Below are 19,146 nucleotides of genomic sequence, written 5' to 3'. Positions count from 1 at the left end.
GACCTCCCGGCCCACGCACCCGACACCCACCGGGATCTCGGCCGCCACGCCGGTGGCTACATCGGCCGCTTCGCCCCCTCGCCCACCGGCCCGCTGCACGCGGGCTCCCTGGTGGCCGCGCTGGCCAGCTGGCTGGATGCACGCGCGCATGGCGGACGCTGGCTGGTGCGCATCGAAGACGTGGACACCCCACGCTGCGTGCCCGGTGCCGACCACCTGATCCTGTCGCAACTGGCCGCCTGCGGCCTACATCCGGATGCGCCCCCGGTGTTCCAAAGCCAGCGCGGCGCGCTCTACCAGGCGGCACTGGACCGGCTTGTGGCCGCCAGCCACGCCTACCCGTGCGGCTGCACCCGCTCCGACATCGCTCAGGCCAACGCCGCGCTGGGCCTGAGCAAACCGCGCCACGGCGACCTCGTCTACCCCGGCACCTGTCGGCCCGACCGCGGTGGCCTCCAAGGCAAGCCCGCGCGGGCCTGGCGCCTGCGGGTGCCGACGCACGCTGACACATCCGATGGCCTGTGGCACTGGCACGACCGTCGCCTGGGCCCCCAAAGCCAGAACCTGGCCGAGGCCGTGGGCGATTTCGTCATCCGCCGTGCCGACGGCCTGTGGGCCTACCAACTGGCCGTGGTCGTGGACGATGGCGAGCAAGGCGTCACCGACATCGTGCGCGGCGAGGACCTCACCGACAACACCCCGCGCCAACTCTGGCTGCAACAGTGCCTGAGCTTGCCCACGCCGCGCTACCTGCACACCCCGCTGGTGTGCGGCGCCAATGGCGAAAAGCTGTCCAAACAGAACGGCGCCGAAGCCCTGTCCTTGGGAGACCCACTGGCCACCTTGCAGCAAGCCGGCCGCGCGCTGGGCCTGTCCGCCGAAGGGCGCACCGTGAGCGACTGGTTGGTCGCCACCGTCACGGCCTGGCAGGCGCAACTGACACGCTGGCCTTTGCGCTGAGCCACTCACAGCAGGCTCAGGCGGCTTGGGCCGCTCGGCCCTCGCTCTCCTCCGGCGCCGGGGCCATCGCCGGGGTCAACCCCGATCGACCACCACAAAGTGCTTGCGCACCGGCTCGATCACCTCGAACGCGCCTTCAAATCCGGCCGGGATCACCGCCCCCTGCCCGGCACGCACGTCCACCCAGGCGCCCGCGGCATCGTGCAGGCGCACATGGCCACTCAGCACAAAGAAATACTCTTCTTTGTCAGCAGGAAACACGATGCGCCAGCGCCCCACCTCGCACGCCCAGATGCCCGCACTTGTCTGCCCATCGGCCGACTCGTACAGCGTCCAGGTCTCCCTGCGCGGGTTGCCCTGTTGCAGCCGCTCCGGCTTGGGGTGGTCGATGACCCCACTGTGCTCCGGCTGAGCAAACCGCACGATGGCCGGCATCACTGCCCGCAGCGCGTCATTCGTTGGCTCGCTCACGCGGCCTCCCCGGCACCCGCCCCCGCCTCCGTAGCTGCCTCCACCACAGGCGCCACATCGATCAGGAAATGCGTGCGGTAGTACGCCAGCTCGTCGATCGACTCGTGGATGTCGGCCAACGCCGTGTGCTTTTGAGCCTTCTTGAAACCGCTCACCAGCTCCGGACGCCAGCGACGCGCCAGCTCCTTGAGCGTGCTCACATCCAGATTGCGGTAGTGAAAAAAGGCCTCCAGCTTGGGCATGTAATTCGCCAGAAAGCGCCGATCCTGGCAGATGGAATTGCCACACATCGGCGACTTGTTGGTGGGCACATACTTCTTCAGAAAGGCGATCACGGCGTGCTCGGCCTCCGCCTCTGTCACCGTCGAGGCCTTGACGCGGTCAATCAGCCCACTCTTGCCGTGCGTGCCCTTGTTCCACTTGTCCATGCCATTGAGCACCTCGTCGGACTGGTGAATCGCCAGCACCGGCCCCTCGACGCGCACCGTCAACTGCGGGTCCGTCACCACCACCGCGATCTCGATGATGCGGTCGCTCTGGGTCTTCAACCCAGTCATCTCCAGGTCGATCCAGATCAGGTTCAGGTCGCTCTTGGGCAAGACCGGCACCACGGTCGCTGGGGCATCGGCAGGCACGGGCGTGCCGGGGGTCACATCACTCATGGGCATCACACAAAACGGTTGTCCGACCCGGCATCAACCCGCATCGGTCTGTTTCCGGCGCAGACACCTGGGCACAGGGATTTGCACGCCGGACGAGCCCCGAATTGTGCGGGCAAACGTACACTCCCGGTCATGCCATCCAGCTTCCTGACCTTGCTTTTCGCGGCCTTCATCGTCGCTTCCCTGCTCACCAAGCTCTGGCTTGACACCCGCCAGGCGCGCCACGTGGCCCGCCACCGCGACACCGTGCCCGACGCCTTCGCCCCGCACGTGCCAGCGCTCAGCCACCAGAGCGCTGCCAATTACACCCTCGACAAGCTGCGCTTTGGCCTGCTGAGCACCGCCGTCAGCACCGTCGTGCTGATCGGCTGGACCCTGCTGGGGGGCCTGAACGCCCTCAACGTCGTGGTGCGCGACGCCGTTCTGCCCGCCTGGGGCGCCCTCCTCTACCAGCTCGTTCTGCTGGGCGCGTTCACCCTGATCGGCGCCCTGATCGAGCTGCCGCTGGAAGCCTGGCACACCTTCCGACTGGAGCAAAAGCACGGCTTCAACCGCATGAGTTGGGGCATGTGGCTGGGCGATCAGGCCAAACAACTGCTGCTGGGCCTGCTGCTCGGCGGCCCCATCGCCGCCCTCATCCTGTGGCTGATGGGCGCAGCCGGCGCGCAATGGTGGCTGTGGGCCTGGGCCGTCTGGGTGGCGTTCAGCCTGCTGCTGATGGTGATCTTCCCCATCTTCATCGCCCCCCTGTTCAACAAGTTCGAGCCCTTGAAAGACCAAGGCCTGATCGACCGTGTCAACGCCCTGATGGCCCGCTGCGGCTTCACCGCCAAGGGCTTTTTCGTGATGGATGGCAGCCGCCGCTCGGCCCATGCCAACGCCTACTTCACCGGCCTGGGCGCCGCCAAGCGCGTGGTCTTCTACGACACCCTGTTGAGCAAACTCACCCACGGTGAGGTCGAGGCCGTGCTCGCCCACGAACTGGGCCACTTCAAACACCGCCACGTGCTCAAGCGCATGGTCATGATGTTCGCCCTGAGCCTGGCCGGTTTCGCGCTGCTGGGCTGGCTGTCGCAGCAAGTCGGCTTCTACACAGGTCTGGGTGTGCGCCCCAACCTGGGCGCCCCCAACGACGCCCTCGCCCTGCTGCTCTTCATGCTGGCCCTGCCGCCCTTCGCCTTCTTCATCTCGCCCGTGTTCGCCTACTTCTCGCGCAAGGACGAGTACGAAGCCGACGCCTACGCCTGCGCGCACACCAACGGCAGCGACCTCGCCAGCGCCCTGATCAAGCTGTACAAAGACAACTCGTCCACCCTCACGCCCGACCCCATGTACGTTCGCTTCCACTACTCCCACCCGCCCGCCTCCGAGCGCCTGGCGGCCATGCAGGCATGAAGCGTCACGGTCACAACGCGCCCCTGCGCAAAGCCAAGGGCAAGGACGCGGACACCAGCCAGTGCCAGCGCGGCCTGGTCGTCTCCACCCACGGCCGCCACGTCATCGTCGAAGACGAACAAGGCCAGCGCCTGATCTGCCACCCCCGCGGCAAGAAAAGCGAAGCCGTGGTGGGCGACCGGGTGCTGTGGCAACCCACGCTGGAAGGCAGTGGCGAAGGCCTGATCGTGCAGGTCGAAGAGCGTCGCAACCTGCTCTACCGTCAAGACGAATGGCGCAGCAAATCCTTTGCCGCCAACCTCGACCAGATGCTGGTGTGGATCGCCGTCGAGCCCGTGTTCAGCGAAGCGCAGCTCACGCGCGCCCTGCTCGCGGCCCGCTACGCCGACATCCCCGTCACCATCGTGCTCAACAAGGTGGACCTGCCGGGTGCCGAGACGGCCCGCCAACGCCTGGCCCCATATGTGGCCATGGGCTATCCCGTGGTCGAGATGTCCCTCAAGGTCGACACCGACGCCGCCAAGGCCCAGGTCATGCCGCTGCTGCAAGGCAAGGCCAGCCTGGTGCTGGGGCCGTCGGGCGCCGGCAAAAGCACCCTGATCAACACCCTGCTGCCCCACGCCCGCGCCGAGGTGGGCGAGATCTCGCAGGCGCTCAACTCAGGCCGCCACACCACCACCACCAGCCTCTGGTACTGGCTGGACGACAGCCATGAGAGCGCCGTGATCGACTCGCCGGGTTTCCAGGAATTCGGCCTGCACCACATCGCCCCCACCGAACTGGCCAAGTGGATGCCCGACATTGCCGCCCACATCGCCGACTGCCGCTTCTACAACTGCACCCACCGCCAAGAGCCCGGCTGTGCCGTGCGGGCCGCCGCCGAGCGCGGCGAAATCAGCCCGATGCGCCTGAGCCTCTACACCGGCCTGTTTGACGAACTCAGCCAGCAGCGCTGGTGAGCCCCGCATTGACCGCGCGGCTCCCGCCTGAAGGTTTCACACACGGCCCCGCCGACACCCCATCTGTCTGACCATGAACGACACCCTGTCCCTGATCCCCGATGCCCTGGAAGCTTTCTCCGTGGGCGCCTTGTCACTCGAAGACCTGGCGCGCACGATGCGTGACGCCTCACAAGAACACGAGCCCACGCTGCCCGACCGTTACCTGGACGTGCTGGAACGCCTGTTGAATCAACTGGAAAGCGCCGCGCTGTTCAGCGAAGAAAGCTGCTCATTCAGCCGCGCCGACATGGTGTCGGCCCTGGTGGAATGGCTGGCCCGGGCGCAAGACTGGTCGAACAAGACCGTCAACCCGCCGGCCCCTCAGCGCAACTGAGGGCTGGGTGGATCGGCGTAGGGCCAGGCTGACCCGGCCAGCCGATCGGATCAACCGATCAGGTTGGCCAACGACAGCAGCGCCAGCAGCAGCATCCACAGCACCACCGAGCGCCAGATCAGTCCCACCACGCTGCGCAGGTGGGCCATCTCCGGCGGTGCGCCGGTCGTGCTGCCCTCGGCATCGATCACCTCCGAGCCATCGCCCTGATTCAGGGTTCGGCTCACATCGCGGCCTTCGGCGCTCGGCGCGGCCTGACCGCCCAGGCGCACGCCCAAGGCCCCAGAAGCCGCCGACAAGATCGTGCCCTCGTTGGGGCGCACCCACAGCACTGCATGACGGCGCCACGCGTCCACTGCGTCCTCAAAATTGCCCACCACCGCGAACCCGAACGCCGTCATCCGCGAAGGCACATGGTCCAGCCAGGTGAACAGCTTGAGCGACAGGTTCTTCAGGCGATCGTGCGTGGTCGCGCCCGTCACCTGGCTCTTGTACGACCAATAGCGGCTGGCGAACTCGGCCATGCGGTACAACACCGCCCCGGCCGGCCCTAATCCCAGGGACGACAAGGCCACAAACCAGAAAAACACACCGAACACATGGCGGTGCGCGGCCAGCAACGAGTACTCCAGCACATGGCGCAGCACCTCGGTGCGCGGCAGGTCACTGGCGTCCAGATGCTGCCAGTGCGCGAGCTGTTCACGGGCGCGGTCTTCGCGGCCCTGTTCCAGCGCATCGCGGATGGCCGTGAAGTTGTGGCTGAACTGGCGGAACCCCAGCGTGAGGTAGAGCACCGCTACGTCCCACACCAGCGCCAGCACCGTGCTGTAGCGATTCACCAGCACATAGATCAGGCCCACCAGCACCGCCGGGGCCGCCACGGTGACGGCCCAGACCACGCGGGCGTGCACATCGGCACCCGCGTCAAAATTGCGACCCACCCAGCGCACCCAGCCAGTCAAAGACTGATGGATGGGGTTGAGCGTCGACAAAGGCTTGAGCTGCTCCGCCAACAAGGCGAAGAGCACGGCAAAGAAACTCATGGCGAGATCATAGCCGCCTGCTCACGCAGGCATGTGGCAGAAACGTTCACAGACCCTCAGGCGGACAGGAAGCGGTAGAAATTTCGCAACATCGCTGCGGTGGCACCCCAGATGAAATACTCACGGTCTTGCTCGTGCGGCGGCCGCCAGGGCATCGAGAAGAACTCGAAGCGGGCCCCGCTCACCTCCAGCGCATGGCGCTCATGGAACTGCGGATCCATCAAGAAGGGCAGTGGCACCTCGAAGATGTCGGCCACCTCGTTGGCATCGGCCTGCAGCCTCAAGCGCTGCAACTCATCTGCCAAAGGATCAATCAAGCCCACCACCGGCGTGACCATGAAGCCCGTTCCGGTCGCATACGGAGGCAAGGTGCCCAACACCTGCACCCGCGAAGGATCCAGCCCCACCTCCTCCTGCGCCTCGCGCAAGGCGGTGGCCACTGGGTTCGGGTCGGTCGGCTCCTGGCGCCCGCCCGGAAAGCTGATCTGCCCGGCGTGCTTGCTCAAATGGGCCGTGCGCTGCGTCAGCAGCACCGAAACCTGATCGCGCATCACCAGCGGCACCAGCACCGACGCGGGCACGAACTCCTTCGCCCGAATCCACAACTCGTTGTCGGCATCGGTCTGCCAGGGCGGGGGCGCTGCAAAGCGCTGGATCAGCGCGTCGCGGGTCAAACGCTCCAGCGGCACGGGAGGCAAATGCCGGTCACTGCCCAGCCGCTCGGCCAGATGGGGGTCAATTTTCAAAGCCATGGACGCACCATAACAAAAGCCACCTGGGCTTGCGCAGCAGGTGGCTTTGGGGCGAAACGGTGTACACCACGGCTCGTCACCGTGGTGTCGCAACGATCAGGAGAGCTTTTCCTTGATACGTGCCGACTTGCCGCTGCGCTGACGCAGGTAGTACAGCTTGGCGCGACGGACATCGCCGCGACGCTTGACTTCGATCTTGGCGATCAGGGGGCTGTACAACTGGAACGTACGTTCCACGCCTTCGCCGCTCGAGATCTTGCGAACGATGAAGCTGGAGTTCAGACCACGGTTACGCTTGGCGATCACGACGCCTTCGTAAGCCTGAACGCGCTTGCGGGTACCTTCCACCACATTGACCGAAACGATCACGGTGTCGCCAGGGGCGAAAGAAGGGATCTCTTTGTTCAGACGAGCAATTTCTTCTTGCTCGAGCTGTTGAATGATGTTGGCCATCAAAAGCTCCTAATTGATCTTGCCCGCGCTTGAAAATCCAGCCATGACACCTTGTGTTTCACAAGGAACGCGACCGGGGTGAAAAAATGGTAGCCGGGTAGAGGATCGGAAAACCGCAGATTATAGCGTGAGTTGAGATAAAAAGTGCTCGTCCTTTTTGGACAATTCGCCACGCGCCCTCGCCGCCTCGATCAGCTCGGGGCGACGCTGTGCCGTGATGCGCAGTTGCTGCTCACGACGCCAGCGCGCAATGTGCGCATGGTGACCCGACATCAGCACCGGCGGGACGGCTGCATCGACACCTCGCTCGTTGCCATCGACAGGCCAGTCCAGCACTTCCGGGCGACTGTAATGTGGGCAATCCAGCAGGCCATCCGAGAAGCTGTCCTGCTCGTGAGAGGCGGCGTCGTGCAAGACGCCGGGTTGCAGGCGCGTCACGGCATCAATCAGCGTCAGGGCCGGCAACTCGCCACCCGACAACACATAGTCACCCAAGCTGACTTCTTCGTCCACATGGGCATCGATGAATCGCTGGTCAATGCCCTCGTAGCGGCCGCACACCAGCACGGCGCCAGGCCCTTCGGCCAGTTGCTGCACGCGCTGCTGCGTCAAAGGCTTGCCCGCCGGACTGAACAGCACCACCGGCAGGCGGGGCGCTGCACCAGCCCGCTGATCCGAGCGGATGACCGACAGGCAACGCACCAGCGGCTCGACCAGCATGACCATGCCCGGGCCGCCACCAAAGGGGCGGTCATCGACCCGGCGGTACACACCCTCGGCAAAATCGCGCAGCTGCCACAGGCGCACATCGACCGCCTTCGTCTCGAAGGCACGACGCGTCACGCCCACCGTCTGAAACGGGGCGAACAATTCGGGAAACAGGGTGATGACGTCGAAGCGAACGGCCATCGCAGCCCTCCGGTCAAAGAGGGTGGATCAGTAGTCCAGGCCCCAGTCGGCCACGATGCGCTTGTCAGCCAGGCTGACACTGTCGATGTAGGCCGACACAAAGGGGATGAGACGCTCGACGGCGTCCTGGCCTTCGACCGCAGGCACGACGCAGCGCAGCACGCTGTGCGGGCCGGTCGCCATCAGATCGGCCACCTGGCCCAGGAACTCGCCCTGACGGTTGACCACATTCAGGCCAATCAGGTCGATCCAGTAAAACTCGTCGGCCTCGGGCGTGGGAAACGCCGCGCGCGACACGAACACGCGTGCGCCCTTGAGGGCCTCGGCATCATTGCGGTCGTCCAGCCCTTCGGCGGTCCCGACAATGATGTCGCCCTGCTCGCGCACCGTCGTCATCTGCAGGAAACGCGGCGCCGTCAAACGGGCGGGCGCAACAGCAGACGGTTTTCGCACGGCAGGCGCCGCAGCGGCCGCTCCCGTCTTGGCAGACGGACGCGACAAAGCGCCCGCAGCCTGTTCGGGCGGACGCAAAAACCATTTCTTCGTACAGAAGAGCGCCTGAGGGTCCGAAGAGAAAGGCATCACCTTGATGCCCCCCTTCACGCCCCAGGCGTCCACGATGCGCCCGACTTCCACCGCGTCTTCAGGCCAGACGACACCATCATCCAGCACCAGCGAAGGGGTCGAGCGATCGTTCATGCAGCCTCGATCAAGCAGCCGGAACGGCAGCCTTCTTGGCTTCGACGATCAGGCGGTTGACGGCGTCAGAAGCCTGCGCACCGTTGTTCACCCAGGTGTCAACGCGGTCCAGCGACAGGCGCAGGGTTTCAGCGTTGCCGGAAGCCAGCGGGTTGTAGAAGCCCACGCGCTCCAGGAAACGGCCGTCACGGCGGTTCTTTTGCTCAGCCACGACGATGTTGTAGAAAGGGCGCTTCTTGGAGCCGCCGCGTGCAAGTCGAATCACGACCATGATGTGTCCTTCAGTTTGAATGGGCGACCACTCTTCCCGGGAGACACTCGGGGTCAAGCAGCCAGGGCTCAGTCAGACACCTGCCTGACCAGTCCAATCATCCGACCCGTTTAGATACGCGCCAGGGGTTCGTCATGGCGTTGGCCATGGAAACCACCCAACTCGGGCTGGAAAACCGCAAATTATAGTCTGACTTGACGCCTCGTGCCACCCCACCATGCCAGAAACCGCTCACCCCACTCCCACCCTGCGCTCCAAGACGCTCGCCACCTGGCTGACCCTGCTGGGCGGCCCCATGGGCGTGCACCGCTTTTACCTCTACGGCCTGAACGATGTCTGGGGCTGGCTGCACCCCGTTCCCACCTTGCTCGGAGCCTGGGGGCTGCGGCGTGTGGCCGAATTCGGGCAGGACGACCAGCTGGCCTGGCTGCTGATTCCCATCCTGGGTTTCATGGTGGCGGGCACCATGCTGCAGGCCATCGTCTACGGCCTGATGCCCGACGAGCGCTGGCATGCACGCCACAACGCCGGACTTGACACGCGCGCCGCCCACCCCAGCGGCTGGGGCGCCGTCCTCGGCGTGATCGCGGCCCTGCTGGTGGGCGCCACCGTGCTGATGTCGACCATCGCCTTCACCGGGCAGCGCTACTTCGAATACCAGGTGGAAGCGGCGCGTCAGATCAGTCAATGAGCAACGGGTGGCGAGCAAGCGGGTCCGCCTTGCCGGATAATCTCGCTTTTGCGACCCACAGCTCTTTGCCCGACGCGCCATGACCACGCCTACCGACCCGCATCACAACGCCAACGCGCCCCTCACCTACGACCAGGCCGGTGTCAACTATGACCTGATCGACCCGTTGAAGGTCGCCGCCCAGCGTGCTGCGGCCGAAACCGGCGCGAACCTGGCCAGCCACGGCTTCAGCGAAGTGCTGGCCTCGCGCGGCGAGTCGGCCTATGTGGTCGATGTGGGCCCGATGTACCTGGCCTCCATCGTCGAGTGCCTGGGCACCAAGACCCTGGTGGCCGACGAGATGGCCACACTGACGGGCAAGAGCTACTACGACGGCATCGCCCAGGACACCATCGCCATGGCGGTGAACGACCTGATCACCGTGGGCGCCACGCCCCTGGTGGTGCAGGCTTACTGGGCTGCGGGCGGCTCCGACTGGTTCGGCGACAAGGTGCGCGCCAACGCGCTGGTGGCCGGCTGGAAGAAGGCCTGCGAGGTGTGCAACGTGGCCTGGGGCGGCGGTGAAACCCCCGCGCTGGCCGGCATCGTGGCCGATGGCCGCGTCGACCTGGCCGCGTCGTGCACCGGCATCATCAGCCCCAAGACCCGCCTGTCGGTGGGCGACAAGCTGGGCGCGGGCGACGCCATCGTCTTCCTGGCCTCCAGCGGCATCCACGCCAACGGCCTGTCGCTGGCGCGCAAGCTGGCCGAGCGCCTGCCCCAGGGCTATTTGACCGACCTCGGCAATGGCCAAAGCTACGGTGAGGCGCTGCTGGCCCCCACCACGCTGTACTCGCCCGTCACCGAGGCGATGGCCAAGGAAGGCATCATTCCCCACTACTGCGCCAACGTCACCGGCCACGGCTGGCGCAAGCTGCTGCGTCACCCCAAGCAGCTGACCTACCGCATCACGAACGTACCCCCCAAGACCGCCGTGCTGGCCTTCATGCAGCAGGAATGCGGCCTGGACGACCACGAGGCCTATGGCACGCTGAACATGGGCGCGGGCTTTGCGCTGTACCTGGCGGCCGACCAGGCCGAACGCGTCGTGGCCATCTCGAAGTCGCTGGGCATTGACGCCTGGGTGGCCGGCCGCGTGGAAGACGGCCCCAAGCAGGTGGTGATCGAGCCTTTGAACGTCGTTTACGGCGCCGAAGAACTGCAACTGCGTTGACCCCGGCCGCTGCGGGCCGGACAAGGAGCACGAACCATGGGACACATGATCGACTTCACCCGCCCCGATGGCGGCAAAACCAGTGGCTACCTGGCTGACGCCGGCCCCGGCTCACCCGGCGTGATCCTGATTCAGGAATGGTGGGGCCTCAACGACCACATCAAGGAGCTGGCCGAGCGCCTGGCCGCCGAAGGCCTGACCGCCCTGGCCCCTGACCTGTTCCGTGGCCGCCTGACCTCCAGTGCCGACGAAGCCAGCCACCTGATGAACAACCTGGATTTTGGTGATGCGACGCACCAAGACCTGCGTGGGGCAGCCGACTACCTCGCGCAGCGCAGCCTGCCGGTGGGCGTGACGGGCTTTTGCATGGGCGGGGCCTTGACCGTGGCCGCTGCAGTGCACCTCGAGGGTGTGTCGGCCGCAGTGTGCTTCTACGGCATCCCACCGGCCTCGTTTGCCGACCCGGCCGACATCCGCATCCCGTTCCAAGGGCACTTTGCCACGCGTGACGACTGGTGCACCCCCACCGTGGTCTCGCACCTGGTGGACGCCATGAAGGCGGCGGGCGAAGAGCCCGACATTCACTTCTATGAAGCGGATCACGCCTTCGTCAACAAGACCCGCCCCGAGGTTTACGACGAAGCCAGCGCCACCCCGGCCTGGACACGTGCCGTGAGTTTCCTCAAGCGCCACCTGAGAAAAAAGTGAATTTGTGAGCGCCGCCTTTGACTGCCAAACCTGTGGCGCCTGTTGCGCCTATTTCCGGGTCTCGTTCTATTGGGGGGAGGCCGATGATGCCCCAGGAGGCACCGTCCCGGTCGGCCTGACCCAGAAACTCGACCATTACCAACGCTGCATGGCGGGCACCTCCACCCGGGCGCCCCGCTGCGTGGCCCTGAGCGGCGAGATTGGCCTGCAGGTGGGTTGCACCATCTACCCCGTGCGATCGAGCACCTGCCATGCCCTGCAAGCGGGTGACGCGCAATGCCTGCGCGCCCGCGAGAAGCATGGCCTGCCCACGGCCTTGACCTGTCAAGATCCCCTATAATCGTTCGTGACGGGCCTCCCTGCATGGGGGCGCGGCCAACCGGGTCAGGTCGGGAACGAAGCAGCCCTAACCGTTAGCCAACAGTGCCAGGATCAGGCTCGTCACCTTATTTTTGTGTTTGATGCCCCATGCGTCGCGGCTGGGACCGAACTTCCGCGAAGTTCGGGGCGTGTGCACCACGTTTTCACCTGCGACCCACAGCGTTCATGGCATCGACCCCCCTTCCGCCCGCCTCCACCCCGTCGTCCGGCACCTCCACGGTCGCCATTGACCTGGGTGACCGCAGCTACGACATCCTGATCGGCGAAGGCCTGCTGCAAGACCCGGCCACGTTTGCGGGGCTGCCCAAGTCGTCCAAGGCCCTGATCGTCACCAACACCACGGTGGGCCCGCTCTACACCGCCGCCTTGCGCGCCGCCATTGCGCCGCACCACAAGGCCGTGCTGGATGTGGAGTTGCCCGATGGCGAGCAGTACAAGGACTGGCCCGCGCTGAACCAGATCTTCACCAAGTTGCTGGAAGAAGCCGCCGACCGCAAGACGGTGCTGTACGCACTGGGTGGTGGCGTGATTGGTGACATGACCGGCTTTGCCGCCGCCTGCTACATGCGCGGCGTGCCCTTTGTGCAGGTGCCGACCACGCTGCTGGCCCAGGTGGACTCCAGCGTGGGCGGCAAAACCGCCATCAACCACCCGGCCGGCAAGAACATGATCGGGGCGTTTTACCAGCCCCAGCGCGTGATCTGCGACCTGGCCACGCTCGACACCCTGCCCCAGCGCGAGCTGCTGGCCGGCTTGGCCGAGGTCATCAAATACGGCCCGATTGCCGATGCCGAGTTCCTGAGCTGGCTCGAAGCCCACATGGACCAGTTGCTGGCCCGTGACCGTGCCGCGCTCAAGCACGCCATCCAGCGTTCGTGTGAGATCAAGGCCTGGGTGGTGGGGCAGGACGAGAAGGAATCTGGCCTGCGCGCCATCCTGAACTACGGCCACACCTTCGGGCACGCCATCGAGTCGGGTCTGGGCTATGGCGAGTGGCTGCATGGCGAGGCCGTGGGCGCCGGCATGGTGATGGCCGCTGACCTGTCGGCCCGCCTGGGCCTGATTGACGAAGCGACGTCGCAGCGCATCCGTGCGCTGATTGCGCGCACCGGCCTGCCCGTGACCGCGCCCGACCTGGGCGCCGACCGCTACCTGGAGCTGATGCAGGTGGACAAGAAGGCCGAAGGCGGCGAGATCCGCTTCGTGGTGATCGGCCCGTTGGGACAGGCAGGGATGCGCCCTGCGCCCGAAGCGGCGGTGCGCGACGTGATCGCGGCCCACACGCGCTGAGCAGGACGTACCATGACCCTCGCCCCCTACGCCAGTCATCCTGAGCAGACAAGGGGGCGTCGTTACCCCGAGCTGCCCGCCCCCACCCGCAGCGATTTTCAGCGCGACCGCGACCGCATCGTCCACAGCACGGCGTTCCGACGCCTGGTTTACAAGACCCAGGTCTTTTTGAACCACGAGGGCGACCTGTTTCGCACACGTTTGACGCACTCGCTGGAGGTGGCGCAGCTGGGGCGCTCCATTGCGCGCTCGCTGGGGCTGAACGAGGACTTGGTGGAAGCCATTGCCCTGGCACATGACCTGGGGCACACGCCGTTTGGCCACGCCGGACAGGATGTGCTCAACGAGTGCATGCAGGGGCATGGGGGGTTTGAGCACAACCTGCAATCGCTGCGCGTGGTGGATGAACTGGAAGAGCGCTATCCGGCTTACAACGGGCTGAACCTGGCGTTTGAGACGCGTGAGGGCATCTTGAAGCATTGCTCGCGTCGGCATGCCGAGATGCTGGAAGCGCAAGAGCCGGGCGGCGTGGGGCGCCGGTTTCTGGAAGGCTCGCAGCCTAGCCTGGAGGCGCAACTGTGCAATCTGGCCGATGAGATTGCCTACAACGCACATGACATTGACGATGGCGTGCGCTCGGGGCTGATCACGATGGAGCAGCTGGAGGCGGTGCCGCTGTTCGTGCGCTTTCGGGATGAAACGCTGGCGGAGTTTCCGCAGCTGCAAGGGCGCCGGCTGCTGTTTGACACCATTCGGCGCATGCTGTCGCAGCAGGTATATGACGTGATCGGGGCGACGCAGGCTTTGTTGGCAGAGCACATGCCCGGATCGGCGGATGAGGCCAGGCAGTGTCCGCCGTTGGTGCGCTTCAGCGCCGCCATGCGGGAAGACAGCACGGCCTTGAAGCGCTTTTTGTTCAAGGAGCTGTACCGGCATCCGCAGGTCAATGAGACCACGGCCAAGGCCAAGCAGGTGCTGTCAGAGTTGTTTGCGGCGTATGTGACGCAGCCGTCAGCGATGCCGACTGACTTTGCGCAGCGCGAGGATCTGCACCGGGCGGTGGCGGATTACATCGCAGGGATGACGGACCGGTTTGCGGTGCGGGAGCATGAGAGGTTGACGGGGAAGAAGGTGTTTTAAGCCCGCCAATTCACTGCTATTTCCAATGCAAACACATCTGTCTTCGCTCACAATCAAATGAGCACTCGGCACTAGAGTGGCGAGCCTCAATTCCCATGAGTTAAACAACTTGGGTACAGGCGCGGCTCAAGCTGCAGATTTCGTCATGCATAAAGGTCTTACATGAGCGCCCTACATAAAACCCGCACCCACGCAGCTCTGTTGCCAAAGTATGTGACCCGCTTCAGCTGCCTTGGCCCTGATTGCGAAGACACTTGTTGCACGGGATGGCGTGTCACGGTCGACAAAAAGACCTTCAACGCCTACAAGCAGATCAATGACCAGAGTCTGGGCCAGCGCTTCACGCAAGACGTCAAGCGCCAAAGAAGCCAGGCCAGTGACAACAACTACGCACGCATTGAACTCAAACCCGAGTCAAAAGAGTGCCCCTTCATGGAAGCGCGTCTTTGCGCAGTCCAACGCGACCTGGGTGAAAGCTATTTGTCTAACACCTGCTTCACTTATCCCCGCTTTTCTCGCAACTTTGGAGGCCAGCATGAACAAGCACTGACGCTTTCGTGCCCCGAAGCCGCGCGACAAGCCCTGCTGGCAGCAGACGCGTTCGACTTTGTGGAGGGAACGATCACCGTACGCCCCGACACCGTCAGCATGATCACGTCCAAGCAAGGCATGCCAATGGACTTGATGAACGAGGTTCGCATCTTCTGCCTGCAACTCATGCGCACGAAAGGCCTTGAGCTGTGGCAAAGAATGGCCGTGCTGGGCGTGTTTTGCGAGAGTCTGACCAACACGCTGGCACAGGGTGGGCACGCAGCGGTACCCGCCTTGCTGGAGGGCTTTGTAGCGATGGTGGAAAGTGGTGAGGTCGTTGCCGCATTGTCAGGCATGCAGACCAACCACCCCGTGCAGGCGCAAGTTTTTGCCATCTTCTGGCAAGAAAAAGCAACCCGAACGGCCTCAGCCGTCCAGAACGAAGTGGTTGATGCGATTGCCAAAGGCTTGGGCGCCGATCCCGAGACCGGACGCCTGAGCAGCGAACAACTCATCGCGCGCTACAGCCATGGCGTAACGCTACTGCCAGAAGCGCTTCGTGCCACCCCCTACCTGCTTGAGAACTATCTCCTCAATGAGATGTTCCGTGAACTGTTTCCACTTGAGGGCTCGACACCCTATCAACAATACCTGAAAATCGTTTCACGATTCGGATTGTTGCGCCTGATGTTGGCTGCCCAGTGCAATACCGACGGCCATCTACCTGACGTTGCCGCACTGGTCCATACCGTGCAGGTTTTTTGCCGCATGATCCAGCACGACACAAACTTTGCAGTCCAAGTCAACTCTGCCCTTCAAAACAGTGGCTGGGCCAAGTTAGAGAAGGTGTATGGATTTCTAAAGTCTTGATACTTGATTCAGGGCTACCGATTACGCTGCAATTTGTGACTGCATCCCATGTACACCACTGCCCTCGTCATGATCGCCCGCAACGAGGCGCGCTGCATTACAAACAGCCTTCGCAGCATGCGCCCCTGGGTCAACCACATGATCGTACTGGACACTGGCTCCACCGATGAGACGGCGGCCCTAGCGCGCGCCGAAGGCGCCCAGGTGCATCACTTTGAGTGGGTGCACGACTTTGCCGCCGCCCGCAACGCTGCGCTGGCGCACAGTACAGCTGACTGGAACATCATCATCGATGCCGATGAATGCCTGACCGAAGGAGGCGAGATCCTGCTCGCGCTGAAGCGACAAGCGCCTGACTTTGTGGGCCGCCTTGAGGTGTACAGCACGTTCGAACCGGAAGGCGCCGCGTCACATCAAGCCTCTTCGACTTGGATCCCACGCGCGCTGCCTGCCGGCATCGCCTATGAAGGTAGCATCCATGAGCAACCGATCTCCGCTTTGCCTCGTCGCAACCTGACCGTCCGACTCAATCATGACGGCTACATGCCAGCGCAAATGGAAGCCAAGAGGGAGCGCAACTGGAAACTGCTGGAAGTGGCCATACAGGCGGCACCGGATGACGCCTACCTGCATTACCAGATTGGCAAGGAACACGAGGTTCATGGTCGACTCGAGCTCGCGAGCGAGGCCTATGACACATCCCAATCACTGCTGGGAACCGAAGCAGGCAAGACGCCGACCTGGCGGCATGACCTGGTACTCCGCAGCCTGTACACCCTGAAGGCATGCAACCGACTGGCGCAAGCCATCCACTTGGCCGAAGCCGAAATGCCCCACTGGTCGCACTCCGCCGACTTCTACTTCACCTTGGGCGATGTCCTACTGAGCCAGGCTCTGGCCCACCCAGAAGAAGCCGACGCCTTGTTGCCCATGATCGAGTCCTGCTGGCAACAGAGCCTGGCACTGGGAGACACCCCTGATCTGGAAGGCGCAGTGCATGGCCGTGGTAGCCATCTGGCCGCTCACAATCTCGTGGTGTTCTACGACAGCTTGGGGCAGCCTGACAAGGCGGACCCATACCGAGCACGAGCAATTCCCATCAAAACGACTCCTTGAAAAGGAGTCCCAGTTGGGGCTCAAGAAGCGGCCAAGTACGCCGAAAACCCATCTCACCCATAGACAGCACGAAACATTCGATTGCTATCAAACGCAAAAAACCCCTAAAGAAGACTGTCGCCGGGTCGAAAACAAAAATAACGGTGCTCAACAAGGTACCGCAGCCTGACCAGACAACCCAAGTGGTCTGGTAACGGAAAAGCGATGCGGCGGCTGATGCACCGCGCAAAGCAGTTGGCACTAATGCCGCGACTTCATCACCTTAGGAGTTCATCATGCCTTCGATCATCAATACCAACCTCGCTTCCCTGAACGCCCAGCGCAACAGCAACACCTCACAACTGGCCCTGTCTACCGCCATGCAGCGCCTGTCGTCTGGTCTGCGCGTTAATAGCGCCAAGGACGATGCAGCTGGCCTGGCTATCGCCGAGCGCATGAACTCGCAAGTCAAGGGTATGAACGTTGCCATCCGCAACGCCAACGACGGCATCTCCCTGTCGCAAACCGCTGAAGGCGCGTTGGGCAAGATGACCGACTCGCTGCAGCGCATGCGTGAACTCGCTGTGCAGTCGGCTAACGGCACCAACAGTACCAGCGACCGCACGGCTCTGAGCAACGAATTCAAGGAGTTGCAAGATGAAATCGTCCGCGTGATTGACAACTCGAAGTTCAATGACCAGAAACTGTTCGATTCAGCTGCGGAAACTGGCTTCAAATTCCAAGTTGGAGCAGGCACATCGACTGACAACCAGATCACGGTCAAGAGCAAGGAACTGAAGGCAGGCACAGATCTCTTTGACGCGACGGTAAAAGCCACCATCGAAATTACCGACGCAACCAAGTCCGGCACGGCCATCACTGCCATCGACAAGGCGATCGAGCAAGCCTCGACCCTTCGATCCACCTTCGGTGCCGCCCAAAGCCGCCTGGATGCCGTGGTTTCCAACCTGCAGGTCAACGTCGAAAACACCTCGGCTGCCAAGAGCCGCATCATGGACGCGGACTTCGCTACCGAAACAGCCAACCTGTCTCGCGCTCAGATTTTGCAACAGGCCGGCAACGCGATGATCTCGCAAGCCAATCAGCTGCCTCAGCAGGTGCTGTCGCTGCTGCGCTGATCACGCCGCGTCAGAATACAAACAAAGGGCCCCCGTGGGGCCCTTTGTTTTTCATGCGCAACGAAGAATAGGAGGCGTTCACCCAGCTTATTGATGCTTACGCGATCGCGCAAATGCAGAGAATGCAATCAGCAGGCCACTCTCGATGCCTGTGAAGGCCGCCCCGCCCAGCGGGTCGAAATTCGTCAGCCTCTGCCGGAGTAAGCAACATGCCTCAAACGATCAACACCAATCTGAGCTCACTGAACGCTCAACGCAACCTGAACGCATCGCAAAACTCCCTTTCGGTGTCGATGCAGCGGCTCTCGTCGGGCTTGCGGGTCAACAGCGCCAAGGACGACGCAGCAGGCTTGGCCATCGCCGAGCGAATGAACTCCCAGGTCAAGGGCATGAATGTTGCCATCCGCAATGCCAATGACGGCATCTCGCTGGCGCAAACTGCTGAAGGCGCGTTGGGCAAGATGACCGACTCGCTGCAACGCATGCGTGAGTTGGCCATCCAGTCTGCCAACGGCACCAACAGCACCACCGACCGCGCTGCTCTGGCCAACGAGTTCACGGCGCTGCAAGAAGAAATCACCCGTGTTATCACGAACTCCAAGTTCAATGATCGTCCCTTGTTCGACGCAACAGCGGCGGCAGGCATCGTCTTCCAGGTAGGCGCTGGTACCACCGCCGACAACCAGATCACCGTCAAGAGCGCCAATCTGGCATCGGGCGCCATCTTTGACAGCGCCCAGGCCACGACCCTCATCGACACTGCCGCCAATTCTTTGCTGGCCATCGGCTTCATCGACAAAGCCATTGAACAGGCGTCCACCGTGCGCTCCACCTTTGGTGCCGCACAAAGCCGACTTGATGCTGTGATCTCAAATCTGCAGGTGGCAGCAGAAAATCAGAGTGCAGCAAAGAGCCGCATCATGGATGCAGACTACGCCGCAGAAACCGCCAACATGTCGCGCGCGCAGATTCTGCAGCAGGCGGGCAATGCCATGATTGCCCAAGCCAACCAGTTGCCACAGCAGGTTCTCAAGCTGCTGCAAGGCTGATCGCCTTGACGGGGGTGCAGGCTCTCAAGTTGTCTCCAAGCATGCCGATAAAGACAGTGCTGGACTCAGCGCCACAAAGCTTTAGGATG

22 protein-coding genes and 1 other RNA gene are annotated in these 19,146 nt (G+C 63.4%); 15 read left to right on the top strand and 8 right to left on the bottom strand.

Annotated features, from left to right (window positions below; translation table 11 throughout):
* Positions 1-60 precede the first annotated feature (60 nt).
* Positions 61-960: a tRNA glutamyl-Q(34) synthetase GluQRS gene (gene gluQRS / locus AC3WW4_RS05570; protein WP_488829693.1), complete on the top strand. Its 900-nt coding sequence runs from the start codon at positions 61-63 to the stop codon at positions 958-960.
* Positions 961-1,035: 75 nt separating this feature from the next.
* On the opposite strand, the gene AC3WW4_RS05565 is transcribed toward gluQRS, so the two are convergent.
* Both AC3WW4_RS05565 and orn read right to left on the bottom strand, forming a co-directional pair.
* Positions 1,036-1,431 (bottom strand): cupin domain-containing protein, encoded by a 396-nt coding sequence (locus AC3WW4_RS05565; RefSeq protein ID WP_488827388.1) that lies wholly within the window; start codon positions 1,429-1,431, stop codon positions 1,036-1,038.
* Positions 1,428-2,093, bottom strand: coding sequence for an oligoribonuclease (gene orn / locus AC3WW4_RS05560; protein ID WP_488827387.1), 666 nt, complete (start codon positions 2,091-2,093; stop codon positions 1,428-1,430). The genes AC3WW4_RS05565 and orn overlap by 4 nt, the downstream gene beginning before the upstream one ends.
* 132 nt (positions 2,094-2,225) lie before the next feature.
* Here orn and AC3WW4_RS05555 point away from each other — a divergent pair, with 132 nt between their 5' ends.
* From AC3WW4_RS05555 to AC3WW4_RS05545, 3 genes are all read left to right on the top strand, one after another.
* Positions 2,226-3,488 carry a M48 family metallopeptidase gene (locus AC3WW4_RS05555; RefSeq protein ID WP_488827386.1) on the top strand — a complete coding sequence of 421 codons (1,263 nt, stop codon included), beginning with the start codon at positions 2,226-2,228 and terminating at the stop codon, positions 3,486-3,488.
* Positions 3,485-4,447: a ribosome small subunit-dependent GTPase A gene (gene rsgA / locus AC3WW4_RS05550; protein WP_488827385.1), complete on the top strand. Its 963-nt coding sequence runs from the start codon at positions 3,485-3,487 to the stop codon at positions 4,445-4,447. Before AC3WW4_RS05555 ends, rsgA begins: the two co-directional genes overlap by 4 nt.
* A gap of 73 nt (positions 4,448-4,520) precedes the next feature.
* A complete protein-coding gene (locus AC3WW4_RS05545) occupies positions 4,521-4,823 on the top strand; it encodes a hypothetical protein (protein ID WP_488827384.1) in 303 nt (100 codons plus the stop codon).
* Positions 4,824-4,873: 50 nt separating this feature from the next.
* Here AC3WW4_RS05545 and AC3WW4_RS05540 read toward each other — a convergent pair whose 3' ends face one another.
* The 6 genes from AC3WW4_RS05540 to rpsP all read right to left on the bottom strand — a co-directional run bounded on the left by AC3WW4_RS05540 (position 4,874) and on the right by rpsP (position 8,950).
* Complete coding sequence (locus AC3WW4_RS05540) at positions 4,874-5,866, bottom strand: CobD/CbiB family protein (RefSeq protein ID WP_488827383.1); 993 nt, start codon at positions 5,864-5,866, stop codon at positions 4,874-4,876.
* A gap of 56 nt (positions 5,867-5,922) precedes the next feature.
* Complete coding sequence (locus AC3WW4_RS05535) at positions 5,923-6,618, bottom strand: CoA pyrophosphatase (RefSeq protein WP_488827382.1); 696 nt, start codon at positions 6,616-6,618, stop codon at positions 5,923-5,925.
* A gap of 96 nt (positions 6,619-6,714) precedes the next feature.
* Positions 6,715-7,071, bottom strand: a complete 357-nt coding sequence (rplS, locus tag AC3WW4_RS05530; protein ID WP_290727678.1) for a 50S ribosomal protein L19 — start codon at positions 7,069-7,071, stop codon at positions 6,715-6,717.
* Between the two features lie 120 nt (positions 7,072-7,191).
* Entirely contained in the window at positions 7,192-7,980 is a 789-nt protein-coding gene (gene trmD, locus AC3WW4_RS05525; protein ID WP_488827381.1) for a tRNA (guanosine(37)-N1)-methyltransferase TrmD, read from the bottom strand.
* A 27-nt stretch (positions 7,981-8,007) separates the two neighbouring features.
* Positions 8,008-8,679 (bottom strand): ribosome maturation factor RimM, encoded by a 672-nt coding sequence (rimM, locus tag AC3WW4_RS05520; RefSeq protein ID WP_488827380.1) that lies wholly within the window; start codon positions 8,677-8,679, stop codon positions 8,008-8,010.
* A gap of 10 nt (positions 8,680-8,689) precedes the next feature.
* The gene (gene rpsP, locus AC3WW4_RS05515) at positions 8,690-8,950 is read right to left on the bottom strand and encodes a 30S ribosomal protein S16 (protein ID WP_488827379.1); all 261 of its coding nucleotides are present in this window, start codon (positions 8,948-8,950) and stop codon (positions 8,690-8,692) included.
* 217 nt (positions 8,951-9,167) lie between these two features.
* On the opposite strand from rpsP, the gene AC3WW4_RS05510 reads away from it, so the two are divergent.
* The 11 genes from AC3WW4_RS05510 (at position 9,168) to AC3WW4_RS05460 (ending at position 19,057) form a co-directional block, all read left to right on the top strand.
* Positions 9,168-9,641, top strand: a complete 474-nt coding sequence (locus AC3WW4_RS05510; RefSeq protein ID WP_488827378.1) for a TM2 domain-containing protein — start codon at positions 9,168-9,170, stop codon at positions 9,639-9,641.
* Between the two features lie 79 nt (positions 9,642-9,720).
* Positions 9,721-10,854: an AIR synthase-related protein gene (locus AC3WW4_RS05505; protein ID WP_488827377.1), complete on the top strand. Its 1,134-nt coding sequence runs from the start codon at positions 9,721-9,723 to the stop codon at positions 10,852-10,854.
* Positions 10,855-10,890: 36 nt separating this feature from the next.
* Positions 10,891-11,562, top strand: a complete 672-nt coding sequence (locus AC3WW4_RS05500) for a dienelactone hydrolase family protein (protein ID WP_488827376.1) — start codon at positions 10,891-10,893, stop codon at positions 11,560-11,562.
* A 4-nt stretch (positions 11,563-11,566) separates the two neighbouring features.
* Complete coding sequence (locus AC3WW4_RS05495) at positions 11,567-11,902, top strand: YkgJ family cysteine cluster protein (RefSeq protein WP_488827375.1); 336 nt, start codon at positions 11,567-11,569, stop codon at positions 11,900-11,902.
* An 8-nt stretch (positions 11,903-11,910) separates the two neighbouring features.
* An RNA gene (gene ffs, locus AC3WW4_RS05490) (signal recognition particle sRNA small type) lies at positions 11,911-12,008 on the top strand.
* Positions 12,009-12,108: 100 nt separating this feature from the next.
* The gene (aroB, locus tag AC3WW4_RS05485) at positions 12,109-13,233 is read left to right on the top strand and encodes a 3-dehydroquinate synthase (protein ID WP_488827374.1); all 1,125 of its coding nucleotides are present in this window, start codon (positions 12,109-12,111) and stop codon (positions 13,231-13,233) included.
* A 12-nt stretch (positions 13,234-13,245) separates the two neighbouring features.
* A complete protein-coding gene (locus AC3WW4_RS05480) occupies positions 13,246-14,373 on the top strand; it encodes a deoxyguanosinetriphosphate triphosphohydrolase (protein WP_488827373.1) in 1,128 nt (375 codons plus the stop codon).
* 162 nt (positions 14,374-14,535) lie between these two features.
* The gene (gene fliB / locus AC3WW4_RS05475) at positions 14,536-15,774 is read left to right on the top strand and encodes a flagellin lysine-N-methylase (RefSeq protein WP_488827372.1); all 1,239 of its coding nucleotides are present in this window, start codon (positions 14,536-14,538) and stop codon (positions 15,772-15,774) included.
* 69 nt (positions 15,775-15,843) lie between these two features.
* Entirely contained in the window at positions 15,844-16,890 is a 1,047-nt protein-coding gene (locus AC3WW4_RS05470) for a glycosyltransferase (RefSeq protein ID WP_488827371.1), read from the top strand.
* Between the two features lie 275 nt (positions 16,891-17,165).
* Positions 17,166-18,008: a flagellin N-terminal helical domain-containing protein gene (locus AC3WW4_RS05465; protein ID WP_488827370.1), complete on the top strand. Its 843-nt coding sequence runs from the start codon at positions 17,166-17,168 to the stop codon at positions 18,006-18,008.
* Positions 18,009-18,217: 209 nt separating this feature from the next.
* A complete protein-coding gene (locus tag AC3WW4_RS05460; RefSeq protein ID WP_488827369.1) occupies positions 18,218-19,057 on the top strand; it encodes a flagellin N-terminal helical domain-containing protein in 840 nt (279 codons plus the stop codon).
* Positions 19,058-19,146 lie beyond the last annotated feature (89 nt).

The sequence above is a fragment of the Aquabacterium sp. TM01 genome (assembly GCF_057808345.1).
Note: the sequence above shows the minus strand (reverse complement) of the source record. Positions and strands in the feature narration are given on the sequence as shown.